The organism is Selenomonas sp. FC4001 (genome assembly GCF_000701565.1).
Taxonomy (GTDB): domain Bacteria; phylum Bacillota; class Negativicutes; order Selenomonadales; family Selenomonadaceae; genus Selenomonas_A; species Selenomonas_A ruminantium_B.
The window spans coordinates 154,721-166,619 of the sequence record NZ_JNJF01000009.1 but is presented as its reverse complement, the minus strand read 5'-3'; the positions used below and the strand labels follow the sequence as shown (position 1 = coordinate 166,619).

The 11,899-nt window shown below is 50.5% G+C and carries 13 protein-coding genes; 3 read left to right on the top strand and 10 right to left on the bottom strand.

What is annotated here, in order from left to right:
• Positions 1–411: 411 nt before the first annotated feature.
• The 4 genes from T320_RS04385 to ulaG form a co-directional block, all read right to left on the bottom strand.
• On the bottom strand, positions 412–699 hold the full coding sequence (locus T320_RS04385) for a PTS sugar transporter subunit IIB (protein WP_037353343.1): 288 nt from the start codon (positions 697–699) through the stop codon (positions 412–414).
• A 152-nt stretch (positions 700–851) separates the two neighbouring features.
• Positions 852–2,339 carry a PTS ascorbate transporter subunit IIC gene (locus T320_RS04380; protein ID WP_037353340.1) on the bottom strand — a complete coding sequence of 496 codons (1,488 nt, stop codon included), beginning with the start codon at positions 2,337–2,339 and terminating at the stop codon, positions 852–854.
• Positions 2,340–2,412: 73 nt separating this feature from the next.
• Positions 2,413–2,853 carry a PTS sugar transporter subunit IIA gene (locus T320_RS04375; RefSeq protein WP_026759398.1) on the bottom strand — a complete coding sequence of 147 codons (441 nt, stop codon included), beginning with the start codon at positions 2,851–2,853 and terminating at the stop codon, positions 2,413–2,415.
• An 18-nt stretch (positions 2,854–2,871) separates the two neighbouring features.
• Positions 2,872–3,975, bottom strand: a complete 1,104-nt coding sequence (ulaG, locus tag T320_RS04370) for an L-ascorbate 6-phosphate lactonase (RefSeq protein ID WP_037353336.1) — start codon at positions 3,973–3,975, stop codon at positions 2,872–2,874.
• A 315-nt stretch (positions 3,976–4,290) separates the two neighbouring features.
• Here ulaG and T320_RS04365 point away from each other — a divergent pair, with 315 nt between their 5' ends.
• From T320_RS04365 to T320_RS04355, 3 genes are all read left to right on the top strand, one after another.
• Entirely contained in the window at positions 4,291–5,076 is a 786-nt protein-coding gene (locus T320_RS04365; RefSeq protein ID WP_026759400.1) for a DeoR/GlpR family DNA-binding transcription regulator, read from the top strand.
• Positions 5,077–5,288: 212 nt separating this feature from the next.
• Complete coding sequence (locus tag T320_RS04360) at positions 5,289–5,576, top strand: hypothetical protein (protein ID WP_143035163.1); 288 nt, start codon at positions 5,289–5,291, stop codon at positions 5,574–5,576.
• A gap of 36 nt (positions 5,577–5,612) precedes the next feature.
• Positions 5,613–5,891 carry a hypothetical protein gene (locus T320_RS04355; protein ID WP_026759402.1) on the top strand — a complete coding sequence of 93 codons (279 nt, stop codon included), beginning with the start codon at positions 5,613–5,615 and terminating at the stop codon, positions 5,889–5,891.
• Between the two features lie 75 nt (positions 5,892–5,966).
• Here the strand turns inward: T320_RS04355 and T320_RS04350 are convergent, their stop codons facing one another.
• The 6 genes from T320_RS04350 to T320_RS04325 all read right to left on the bottom strand — a co-directional run bounded on the left by T320_RS04350 (position 5,967) and on the right by T320_RS04325 (position 11,888).
• Positions 5,967–6,770: an HAD family hydrolase gene (locus T320_RS04350; RefSeq protein ID WP_037353333.1), complete on the bottom strand. Its 804-nt coding sequence runs from the start codon at positions 6,768–6,770 to the stop codon at positions 5,967–5,969.
• A gap of 87 nt (positions 6,771–6,857) precedes the next feature.
• Positions 6,858–7,679, bottom strand: coding sequence for an HAD-IIB family hydrolase (locus tag T320_RS04345; protein ID WP_037353330.1), 822 nt, complete (start codon positions 7,677–7,679; stop codon positions 6,858–6,860).
• Between the two features lie 13 nt (positions 7,680–7,692).
• Positions 7,693–8,457 carry a response regulator transcription factor gene (locus T320_RS04340; RefSeq protein WP_037353327.1) on the bottom strand — a complete coding sequence of 255 codons (765 nt, stop codon included), beginning with the start codon at positions 8,455–8,457 and terminating at the stop codon, positions 7,693–7,695.
• Complete coding sequence (locus T320_RS04335; RefSeq protein WP_037353324.1) at positions 8,450–10,000, bottom strand: cache domain-containing sensor histidine kinase; 1,551 nt, start codon at positions 9,998–10,000, stop codon at positions 8,450–8,452. Before T320_RS04335 ends, T320_RS04340 begins: the two co-directional genes overlap by 8 nt.
• Before the next feature lie 25 nt (positions 10,001–10,025).
• Positions 10,026–10,367: a hypothetical protein gene (locus tag T320_RS04330; protein ID WP_197019367.1), complete on the bottom strand. Its 342-nt coding sequence runs from the start codon at positions 10,365–10,367 to the stop codon at positions 10,026–10,028.
• A gap of 474 nt (positions 10,368–10,841) precedes the next feature.
• Entirely contained in the window at positions 10,842–11,888 is a 1,047-nt protein-coding gene (locus tag T320_RS04325; protein ID WP_037353319.1) for an ABC transporter substrate-binding protein, read from the bottom strand.
• Positions 11,889–11,899 lie beyond the last annotated feature (11 nt).

The following is an 11,899-nucleotide window of genomic DNA, read 5'->3' as shown; positions in this document are numbered from 1 at the left end:
TAAAATGACATTTTCACAATGACAAGGAGCAAGTACATCGATGTTCTTGTTCCGGGAGCAACGAGTTCTCGCCGATTGTGCACGTCGTAACTTGGGGTTTACGGGGGAGTGATTTTTCTGTAGGGAGCGACTGCCTGAACGAAGTGAAGGCCGGCCCCTATAGAAATCAGCTAAGCAAATACGCTGAAAGCAGCGCCGTTGGCCTGCCCGGCGCAAGTACCTGGACATCTTTCTTTTACGAGGGGGTCGTTTAGCGGAAAACAGAAAAATTACTCCCCCGTGAACCCCTGACAACGTATAAACGGGATACCATTACCACGAACGGCCTCACAAACTGCACTTGATAAAAAAGTCCGTTGGCGTTTTCGTCAACGGACTTTTTCTGGCTATCTTTGTACTGCCAAACGTTTCTTATGCGTCAACGATATTGGCTTGAATTTTTTCTTCCATTTCTTTTTCTGCCAGCAGATTCTTGAGGCCGATAACCTTAGCCTTCGTGCCGGTGAACGTGCCCACGAGGGATTCGGAGCAGAACACCACATCATAGTTGTTGGCCTGAGATTTGGCATCGCCCACGTTGGTATGATAGATTTCCGCATCAAGGCCCAATTTCTTGAACACCTTTTCGAGCTTCATCTTGATAATCTGGGAAGAACCCATACCAGAACCACATGCAGCGATAACTTTCAATTTAGCCATTTTCAAGCACTCCTTTATATTACACCTAGAATAATCTGTAACTCCTAGCGCCCAAGGAAGGGCGCCTGCGGACGTAAATCCCCGGATGGGATTTCAGTCCGCGTTTTCTTTTGGATACTTTTCTTTGCGCCAAAGAAAAGTATCACCTCGCATTAATCAATAACTACCTGATCCACAGGCACGCCCTGTTTCTTGGCGAGGATTTCCTTGTACTTATCAAAATCCTCGGCAATCACAAAGTAAGTATCTTTGTTCTTCGCGTAGAGAATCTGCGGGATTGACAGCAGCAGGATAACAACTGCTGCTACACCGATGTACTGGAAGTTTTCCATAATCACACCGATGAACGGCCATACAGCATCCCAGTCGAAGTTGCCGTGCCAGCCACCGAAGTTACCAGTAGTGAAGTGGTAAGCAGCAAAGCCGCCGCCCAGTACCTGAATGATGCCGGAGCAGAAGGGAATGATGGCTGCAGCGCGGATACCGCCGAGGCGGTTAGCAAATACAGCAAAGGTTGCATTATCGAAGAACAGGGGTACGAACCCGGAGATAATCAGAATCGGGCTGTTGAACACAATCAGGCCCATGATAGCCAGGAACTGACCAAAAGCACCGAACAGGAAGCCGAAGGTTACAGCATTGGGATGACCAAAACCATAGGTTGCGGCGCAGTCCACTGCAGGCACGGAACCCGGCAGGAGTTTTTCGGAAATACCCTGGAAGGAATTCGTGAGTTCGGATACGAATGTACGAACACCAAGCTGCAGGATAGTCAGGTAAACGGCGAAGTTCAAGGATTTTTCGAGGATGTAGAAACCGAAGTTCTGCTTAGCACCGAAGCCCTTATCAATCTGATGCATGAGGTCCGGGCCGAGAATCGTGATAATCGTACCGAAGAAGATGGTCATGAGTACGCCCGTTGCTACCATGTTTTCATTAAAGATGGACAGGAAACCGGGCAGTTTGAGGTTTTCCAAAGAATTTTTCGGGTTGCCGATTTTCTTGGCAATCTTGGAAACGAGGAAGATACCAAACATCTGCTGATGACCTGTTGCAAAGCCGCCGCCTTCGGTGAGTTTGGCTACCGGTTCAACGGTGAGGTTGGAGGCAACCGCCCAGTAAGTACCCAGAAGGATACCGAGCATAACGACAACCTGCGGGTCCATAAGACCCGGGAAGCAGAACAGTACGAGCCAGAGAGCCGTGGAGGACTGCTGTACCATAACGTGACCCGTGATAAAGAGCGTACGAATCTTTGTATATCTGCGGAACAATACCAAAAGGATATTCATGGTGAATGCAATCAGCAGAACCATCATCATCATCGAGAAGGAACGGCCTATATTTTCTACCGAAGCCTGGGCAGCTGCCTGACCGAAGTACGGGTCGATAACCGCTGCGGAGAGTTCAAATCTGTCCTTGAGCCCTGCAAGCACCGGACGGAAGTTGCCAACCAAGCCGCCGCTGGCTACGTTCAAAATCATGTAACCAACCGTACCTTTGATGAAGCCCGCCAGACATTCATACCATTTCTTGCCCAAAAGAGCGTAACCGGCAAAGACGATAAAGCCGATGAAGAAGGCCGGTTTCGTCAGGATGTTGTTTTGGAAAAATTCCCAAACGGATAATAACATTTCCATAACTAGCTATTTCCCCACTTTCATTTTCTTTTCCCCTGAGGGGAGAACCCCGTCTCCCCTCGCCACATAGCTTTTATTCCTCGATTTTCAGCAAATCTTCCGGCGTCTTAGCTTCCAGAACTTTTGCTACAATATCCTCATCGGATAAGGTTTCGGAAAGTGCCATCAGATTGTTGAGGTGGACTTCATCATCCGTTGCCGCGAGCACCACGAAGATGCGGGCATCTTTATCCGGGTCATTCGGGTCAAAGCTGACCGGCTTTTCCGTCTTCATGAAGCACATAGCCGTATCGTTTACGCCACGGCCGCGCTCTGCATGCGGAATGCAGATGTTCGGGGCAATGACGATGTAAGGGCCAAGCTCCTCCACCTTTTCAATGATGATTTCGGGATATTCCTTCTCGATGGTGCCATCAGCCAGCAGCGGTGCGCAGGCTGCACGAACCGCGTCACGCCAGTCATCGAACCCTTCATGGAAGGAATAGTGTTTTTTCTCCACAAATTCTTTGAACATTTACGATCACCTTTCAGATTACAAGCAGGAACGGAACGGGATATTCTGCGGATGCTCGAAGCAATCCTCGAAGCCCCGGCGATGATGGTAGTAGAGCTTATCCTTATCCTGCGGGTAAGTGTACTTACCGCCCACCTGCCAGAAGAAGGGATGGAACTTGTATTCGTTGCGGTCTTTCTTGAAATCGTAAAGAACCTTGATTTCTTCGCAGTCAGCCTGGAAGTTCGTCCATACATCCCAGTGGATAGGAACGACAACCTTGCACTGGAGGTTTTCGGCCATGCGCAGCACGTCGATGGAAGTCATCTTGTCCTGCATGCCAATCGGGTTCTCACCGAAGGAACCGAAGGCCACATCAATGTCGTAATCCTTGCCGTGTTTTGCAAAGTAAATGGAGAAGTGGCTGTCACCGGAGTGGTAAATATTACCGCCCGGGGTTTTGAGGAGGTAGTTAACTGCTTTTTCGTCCATGTCCGTCGGGCACTTGCCGGTGAGTTCTTCTCTGTCCGGGCCGGTGCTGTCCGTGGTTACGATGCAGGTTCTGTCGAAGCTGTCGAGCGCGATGATTTCGATGTCCTTAATCTTAATCGTGTCACCCGGCTTTACGACCTGACAGCGCTCACGAGGTACGCCCCATTTTACCCAAGTTTCCACGCTCTTTTCGGGGCCGATGAACGGAACCGGAATTTCCTTGCCGGTTTCATCCGTCGTGGTCATGCCGCTGTTGATGACATGTGCGGCCCATTCAGCGGACATATGGTCCTGATGGTAATGGGTGGCGAGCACTGCATCCACATGCTTGAAAGCGAAGGGGTCAATGACAAACGGCACGTTGCGGAGGTTTGGCTGCATCGTGCGGCAGCCGCACATATTTGCCATCTGGTGGCCAACCTTCATCTTGCCATCGCCATGGGTGCGCTTGCCATTGCCGCACCAGAGGTCAACCGTTACGTTGGCACCGCCCGGCGTCTTGAACCAAACGCCCGTGCAGCCCAGCCACCACATGGAAACCTGACCTTCCGAAACGACCGCCTGCTCGATGTCCTCAACGAGCCAGGTGCCCCATTCCGGGAACGTGCTGTTAATCCAGGATTCTCTTGTCATCTCACTAATCTTGCTCATTTTGCCCCTCCTAATACTGTAAATAAGCATAACGAACATTTTTACGTCGTTTTCCCCTTTATTATGTTCGTTATTGGTCTAAATCATTTTATGCTCATATCATACACCACATTTACGCTTATTTCAAGTCTTTTTTTAATTATTTTTTCGTAAAACGACTTTCTTTCTTTATTTCATCCATAAAATAATCATTTATCGGTCACATTTGTCCTTGATTTATGCTCATTTACGTTTTATAATAGAATCAAGCGTATAAGAGCATAACCTGCTCACAACGCAAATAATAAGGAATAATACGCCAAGGAGGTTTTCTCCATGAAAAATAGCAAAAGCGTAGTCTTCAAGCGCCAGCAGGCCTTGTTAAAGGAACTGCGGGAGGAAAAGACCATCGATGTAGAAACGGTAGCCCAGAAGCTGAATGTCTCCCCCACCACCATCCGCCGGGATTTGGTAATGTTTGAAAAACAGAACTTAATTGAACGGTTTCATGGCGGTGCTACCTTATTAGAAGAATCCCTGCGGGAGGAAGACAACCCCACAGACAACCGTGAAGCTGAAGATAAAGAACAAAAACACATTATCGCCCGCTATGCGGCCGAGCTGGTGGAAGACGGCGATACCATCTTCATTAATTCCAGTTCCACAGCCCTGCTGATGCTCGACTACTTAAAAGGGAAAAACGTCATCGTGGTGACCAATAACGGCTTTGCCGTAGGCCACCCCCATGACCCGCAGGTGGAAATCATTATGACCGGCGGCGAAATCTATCAGCGCCGCAAATCCCTCGTCGGCGAGTTCGCCCTGCACACCCTGACCAAAATCATCGCCGACAAGGCCTTTATAGGTGTCGGCGGCATCAGCGCCGAGGGCGGCATTACCACATCGGTACTCCCCGAAACCGCCGTGAATGAAACCATGCTGCGCCGCTGTCAGGGGAAACGCTATGTGCTGGCTGCTAACAGCAAAATCGGGCGCGAGCACAACTTCCATAGCGCCGATGTCAATCAGGTCAACTGCCTGATTACCTGCAAAGGGGCGCCCTCCAACGAACTGGATGCCATACGTCATAGCGGTGTAGATGTGGTGGAGCTCAATCTATAATTACAATTTAACTTCGATACATTAAGAAGCCCGGTGGCTGATAAAACTTTCCCGCAGCTTAGGCAAACTTGTCTAACGCGACGGAAAAGCATATCAGCCACCGGGCTTAATTTTTTTTCAAAAATTTTTTTCAAAAAGGCCACACACTTTTCAATCTCACGGATATAAAGAACAGAAAAAGAAATTACCAAGAGCGAAAGGTGATGATTACAATGACCAGACAAAATCTTCTCAAACAGAATCCGATAAACGACGAACAGCTTGGCAAAGTGAACGGCGGCGCAATCCCCATCGGTCCCATCCTCAAGATTGTCGCTCCCATTATCTTACCGCCTGTAATTGAACAGATACAAGAAACCCTAAAGAAACCGAAAGGCAATCCGGCCGTTCCCAACACCGACTTAAATCCATATGTAGACAAGGATGCAGTCCCGAAGAAAACTTACGATACCGGCGAACCAGTCCCCAATGAGGACTTAAACAAATATGTAGAGAAATAAAAACAACTATAGCGAAATGAAAAGGAGTGTATTATCATGACGAAAGAAATCCTCACCAATAAACTGGCCAACGAACAGCTCAACCAAGTAAACGGTGGTACCTTTGACTCCAACAAGCATGATGAACGAATCTACAATCAGGCAGGCATGCGTACGGATTATGGTTTCTTTGCCAAAGATAAGTTCTTTATCAAAAATAAAGACGGCAAGGAAATTTCCATCACTTATGCACAGGCAAACTGGGCCGTTGAATACTGGATGAATCACAATAAGCAGGCAACCTACGAAATCGTCGCTGCAAACTGCAAAAAATAAAGAATTTCCTGCATACCCATTACAAAAGGCGATGCCCACCACCGGCATCGCCTTTCCTTATTCCCTATTCCTAGCTCAGCACAAGCCCTGCTCAATAAAGCCGCGGATGGTCTTCATCACCCCGTGCTCCGCATTGCTCGGTGCTACAAACCGTGCCGCTTCCTTTACCGGCGGATAGGCATTTTCCATGGCGTAGCTGTAGTACGCCGCGCCCATCATTTCCAAATCGTTCATATAATCGCCAAACACCGCACATTCCTCCGGCTTGAGGCCCAGGCGTTTCTGCAGGGCTTTCACTGCCATGCCCTTGTTGGCGCCCTTGTTGGTCACATCCACCCAGTAGGCACTAGCCAGCACCACCTGCATGGAATCGTAATACTTGGCAAACAGCGGATAAATCTTCTCCGAGGCATCCCCATCGGGAGTGAAGAAGGAAATCTTGATGGGTTCGTCAGGAATATCGTCAAAGCTGTCCACGATTTCCACTGCGCGGAAATACTTCTTGAGCTCGCCCATCTGTTCCTCGGGCTGCTTGCCGCGCAGGAGGTACACCGTCTCCTTGCCGCAGAACACGTTGTAGATGCCATCTATCTCGTTGACGCTGTTGTAAATCTCCCGCGCCAGGTCCCTATCGATGATATCAGAAAAGAGTTCCTCCCCATGCTGGCGCACGATGGTGCCATTGTCGCTGACGAAGATAAACTTATCCTCGTACTTCTCAAAGCTTTTCAGCAGGGAAAAATACTGCCGTCCACTAGCAGGCGCAAACTGCACGCCCCGGGCATGAAGCGCATCCATCACCTCGTCAAATTCCTGCGGCAGCTGACCATTTTCATCCAGCAAAGTACCATCCATATCGGACAAAATCAACTTGATCATGTAATTCTCCTTATCTCACCTTTACAAATCAATTCCAAGTATAACAAATCCCTGTGTGACTGTCGATAGCACACAGGGAATTTTGTATCAGGCAATATTGTTCACAATCCACGCCAGCAGGTGTTCTTCCACTGAGCAGCCGACACGGTCAGCAATTTTTTTCGTATCCTCATGGGCGTTGGCCGGAGCAATGCCCATATCGGCTTCTGCCAGCATTTCATTGTCGTTGAGGTAATCGCCGCAGGCAATGATTTCAATGCCCGGCAGCTGTTCGCGGATAGCCGCCACCATGGAGCCTTTGGACACGTCTTTGGACACGAACTCATAGTAATTGTCCTCGGAGTAGAAGCCGTTAGCCAGCGCTGCTACGCCCATCTGCTCGGCAAGCTGCACATATTTTTCCAAATGCGCGTGCTTGTCGCAGGCAAAGAATTTGAGCCACGGTGTCTTGGCCGTGTCCGTAAGTTTATTGAGCTCCGTATGCGCATAACGGTAATATTCGTGCGGCAGACGCGGGTCGTCGTTCGCCTCCGGCGTAACGATATGGCAGTTATCTGCCGTATAGACCTCGATGCAGGCCTCGGGAAATTCTGCCAATGCGCGCGCAGCAAAGGCCGGCCAGAGATTTTCCGTATCCTTTGCCGTCAGCGGCATGGTCTTGAGCACTTTTTTGGTCGCCCAGTCATAGAGCATGGCCCCGTTGAAGAACACGGACGGCGCATTTATCGGCAGTCCTTCCACATAACCTGCCGCCGCTTCAGGCGTGCGCCCCGTGGCAATGGCAAAACGGCCGCCGCCATCCACAAAGGCCTGAATGGCCGCTTTATTCTCCGCAGAAATCACGCCGCCCCGCGGAATCAACGTGCCGTCCAAATCGGAAATAATCATTTTGCCTGTATATTTACCCATAATCTTTTGCTCCTTACAGTTTTATACCCACGGTGATTTCCTGCATAAAGGCCTTGGGCGTGGTATGCAGATATTTCTTGAACATCTGCGTGAAGTTCTTGTACTCGCCAAAGCCTGTCTGCTCGGCCACCTCGTAGACCCGCCAGGTGCCCGCCTGTAGCATTTCAATGGCCCGCTGCAAGCGATACTGGGTCAAAAGATTCCCAAATGTCTGCCCCGTTTCTTCTTTGAGCTTGCGGGAAAGGTAGCTGGACGAAACGCCCAATTCTGCGGCAATGGCCTCGCTGCTTAGCCGCCCCTGATAGCCCGCTTCGATGCGCTTGAGCACCGCCTGCACATAGGGGTTGCCCGTATGATAGGCCGCCTTTAAGCCCTCGTCCCAAGAGAACGCTTCCTCTGCTGCCGGTTCTTTTGACTTGTCAATTTTGGCCAGCGCCTTGGCTAAATCCGCTTCGTTGACCGGTTTCAGCAGATAGTCGCAGACGTCTAAATGCAGGGCCGTCTGCGCATAGGAAAAATCCGCATAGCTGGTCAGATAGATGACCTTGGCCGGATTTTTCTCGGCTTTCAGCGCTTCCGTCAAAGCAATGCCGTCCATCACGGGCATCTTGATATCCGTCAGCACCACATCCGGGCTGGTTTCCTGAATCACCCGCAGGGCCTCCCGCCCGTTGGCGGCCTCGCCCACCACTCTGGCCCCCAGTTTCAGCCAGTCAATGGTACACACCAGCCCACGGCGGATAATTTCTTCGTCTTCCACAATCACCAAACTAAGCATCTTGTGACTCCTTTTTGAGCAGGGGCAGGCACAGATGAATCTCCGTGCCCCCCGTTGCCGGACAGTCGATTTTAAGGCCGCATGCCTCGCCGTACAAGAGCTGCAGCCGCCGCTGCACATTGAACAGGCCCTTGTGGCTGCTGTTGTTGGCACTGCTCTGCAAGAGCGCTTGCAGCTCGGCCAGCTTCTCAGGCGCGATACCGCCGCCTGCGTCCTTTACCCGCACGTTCAGCTGGCTCTCCTGCCACTCGATGCGGAAGTTAATTCGCAGATTGCCCTCTTCATCCTCGCCGTATTTTATGGCGTTTTCGAGCAGCGGCTGGAACAGTAGTTTCGGCACAGGCACCGTCTCCGCCCGCTTATCAATCTCCATCGTAAAATCCAGACGGCTGCCGAAGCGGTACTTCTGGATTTTCATATAGCTTGCCAGATACTTGATGTCCTCCTGCAAAGCCACCTGCCGCCCATCTTCGGCAATGCTGTAGCGCAGAAGCGCCGACAGCGCCATAATCATTTCCGTAGCCGCGCCAGGGTCAAGGCGCACCATGAATTTGATATTTTCTAGCGTATTAAAGAGAAAGTGCGGATTGAACTGGGATTCGAGCTCCCTGAGTTCTGCAATGGTGGTGAGGTGGTCCAAAGCCTGCGCGGTCAGCTTACTCTCCCGGCGGACGCTGCGCAGAATCAGCGGAATCATCAAGAGCACCGCCAGCACAATGGCCCCAGCGCCGATAATGTAGCGCACCAGCAAATCCGTGACAGGGGTCACGGCATAGAGGCGGTACTCCTCTCCGCCAAAGGGAACAGGGGTACTGGTCACATAGAAAATTTCTTTGCCTTTTTTCACCAGTTCATTATCTGCCGTGGCAAATTCGCCCAACAGCTTGCGGCTTTCCATGAAGCGTTCCCCGCTCTTTTCGAGCCGGACATTGCCGAAATGGTCGGTGAGCAGCATGGGCACCCAACTGTCGCTGGCCAGACTGTTCAAATAAGCCGCCGGAATGTCGTAGAGCAGATAGCCGGCCACTTCACCATCCACCACGATAGCCCGCCCGCAGAGCAAATCCTGCCCCATGGGCGCCGGCAAAAATTCCTGACAGACGGTAAAGGGTTCCTTCCCCAGCCGCTGCCATATGCCCCAATGTTTCTTCACCGGCAGGATGCCCTTGGGCAGTTTCTCTCGGCTGCCCAGAAGCACATCCCCATCCTTATCCACCACATAAAAATCCGCCCCGGTATGGCCCACATCCTCATAAAGCCGCGCAAAGGCCGCGCCCCGCTTTTCATCATCTTCCTGCCAGCGCGACATATCCCTGCCCTTGGCCAAAAAATGCGCTGTAGCCGCCCCATGCTGGGAAAAATCATCACTGACCGCCGCCAGCTTCTCCGCAGCCTGCTCCCGCGCATCCCGATTTATCCCCACCACCGAATGACGCCAGCTGGCAAACATCAGCACCGAGCCAATAAAGGCCATAATCAACAGCGGCACTACGGCATAAAGAAACAATGCGCGCTGCAGACGGGATTCAAAGTAACGGTGCATGGTGAGGGCTCCTTTCACGAAAAATTTACTCTCTGATAAAGATATTTCCACATCTCATGCAGATGTATTGCTTTGTCCATGAATCATATTTCTCCTGCCACACCTGCATTTTTTCATTATACTTCCGTACCTCTCTATGATGACCTAATCTCACCAGCAACAGCAGAAACAATGGGCCAAGCAGCGCTTGTCCAAAGTTCAGCACAGCTGGTACCACCTCCTGCAAGGGTTTATCAAAAAATAAAAGTCCAATAATCCAACCAACTATAGGAAGCGCACAAAGAAATACCGATATATAGACGAACCAAGCAATACAACCAGCTCCCGGCTCCTGCGGTTTCTCCGGCGGAGCAACCTCTCTAGCCAAATCTGTGCTATGGTCATATGCGCCATTTATAATGTGCCCCCTCTTATAAACCAAGGGCGAAGAAGAAATATTGTCACTATTACAACGTGGGCAACGATAATTACTGGAATCCATATTTTATCCTTTCTGCGAATCATAAAGTAAAATAATAGTACAACAATCACTTTGCAATAAACTGCCCTTTCATTCTACCACAGAAAAGAACTATTTTACAGACTGCCAAACTCCACCAATAATGATTACACCGCCAGTTGCTTCGCGACAGGGCAGGGATGGTGGTGACAGCGGAGCGTTAGCCCGATGACGTGAAGAAATAATTTTTTCCCTACCGCTAAAAATAGCTTGAAAAGCCAACTGTCTGAGCGTAGCGAGTTTTGGCTTTTCAAGCTATATAAAAGGGAAAAAATTATTTTAGTCACAGGGCGCAGCGGAGTCGTTACCACCATCCCTGCCCTGTCGCGTCACTCTTTTGCTTTACTGCACGCTGGTAAAGATATCTTTGAACTTATCCAGCCATGCTTTCTTGTTCTTATTCACCACTTCTTCATTATCCGTGATGGATTTGATTTCAGCCTTCGGCAGCAGGCCTACCGGTGCGGCTACGTCATCGCGGACGCTGCGGCGATGGAGTTTCTGCGTGATGAGGGTCTGTGCTTCTTTGCTGGTGATGAAGTCGATGAACTTCTTGGCATTTTCCATATGCTTCGCATTCTTGATGATGTAAATGCCGTCCGGCTTGGAGATAACGCCTTCCTTCATGTAAACCAGCTTAACCGGCGCACCGTCAGCCACGTATTTTGCGCCGCCTTCTTCAAAGGTCAGGCCTACAGCATATTCACCATCTGCTACACCTTTATAAACAGCGGAGGAACCGGACAGCAGCTTGCCATCGAGATTCTTGGCCAGCTTCGTCACATAATCCCAACCTTTGTCGGGGTCGCCATTGCCCATGGCATAGAGCATATTAATCAGATGTTCGTAGGAAGAAGAAGATTTAGACGGGTCAGCAAAAGCGATACGGCCTTTGAGCGCCGGATTCAGCAGGTCTTCATAACCTTCCACCTTCACATCCCCAATGAGGTTCGTGTTAATCATGATAACACTGGGGATATCCGTGAAGCGGGTGATGGAACCTTCTTCATTCTTGAAGGCCTTCTGTACATGGTCTTCATTGGCGGAACGATATTCCTCAAAGAGCGCTGCTTTCGGCTTCATGGTCGAAAGGGAACCGCCCCAGAAGATGTCGGCCAGCGGATTGCTCTTTTCCGATTCCACACGTTTCAGGAGCTCGCCCGTACCTGCGGCCACGACTTCAACCTTGACACCGCTCTGTTTCTCAAATTCTTCCACCAGCGGGTTGATAAAGGCCAGCGGATGCGGGCAGTAGATGACGACCTTGTTCTCATCATTGCCGGCACTCTTTGCCGCATCCTTCTGTTCCCCGCCGCCGCCACAACCGGCAAAACAGGTGGTGAGCATCGCCGCGCCCAACAGGCCGGCAATCCATTTTTTCAGCTTCATAACGAAACCTC

Excerpts from the sequence above, each read along its gene's own strand:
- T320_RS04375 (WP_026759398.1), bottom strand. The coding sequence starts at position 2,853 with ATGTTCAAAGAATTTGTGGAGAAAAAACACTATTCCTTCCATGAAGGG.
- ulaG (WP_037353336.1), bottom strand. The coding sequence starts at position 3,975 with ATGAGCAAGATTAGTGAGATGACAAGAGAATCCTGGATTAACAGCACG.
- T320_RS04385 (WP_037353343.1), bottom strand. The coding sequence starts at position 699 with ATGGCTAAATTGAAAGTTATCGCTGCATGTGGTTCTGGTATGGGTTCT.
- T320_RS04380 (WP_037353340.1), bottom strand. The coding sequence starts at position 2,339 with ATGGAAATGTTATTATCCGTTTGGGAATTTTTCCAAAACAACATCCTG.
- T320_RS04350 (WP_037353333.1), bottom strand. The coding sequence starts at position 6,770 with ATGATCAAGTTGATTTTGTCCGATATGGATGGTACTTTGCTGGATGAA.
- T320_RS04340 (WP_037353327.1), bottom strand. The coding sequence starts at position 8,457 with ATGCTTAGTTTGGTGATTGTGGAAGACGAAGAAATTATCCGCCGTGGG.
- T320_RS04360 (WP_143035163.1), top strand. The coding sequence starts at position 5,289 with ATGACCAGACAAAATCTTCTCAAACAGAATCCGATAAACGACGAACAG.
- T320_RS04355 (WP_026759402.1), top strand. The coding sequence starts at position 5,613 with ATGACGAAAGAAATCCTCACCAATAAACTGGCCAACGAACAGCTCAAC.
- T320_RS04325 (WP_037353319.1), bottom strand. The coding sequence starts at position 11,888 with ATGAAGCTGAAAAAATGGATTGCCGGCCTGTTGGGCGCGGCGATGCTC.
- T320_RS04345 (WP_037353330.1), bottom strand. The coding sequence starts at position 7,679 with ATGGGTAAATATACAGGCAAAATGATTATTTCCGATTTGGACGGCACG.
- T320_RS04365 (WP_026759400.1), top strand. The coding sequence starts at position 4,291 with ATGAAAAATAGCAAAAGCGTAGTCTTCAAGCGCCAGCAGGCCTTGTTA.
- T320_RS04335 (WP_037353324.1), bottom strand. The coding sequence starts at position 10,000 with ATGCACCGTTACTTTGAATCCCGTCTGCAGCGCGCATTGTTTCTTTAT.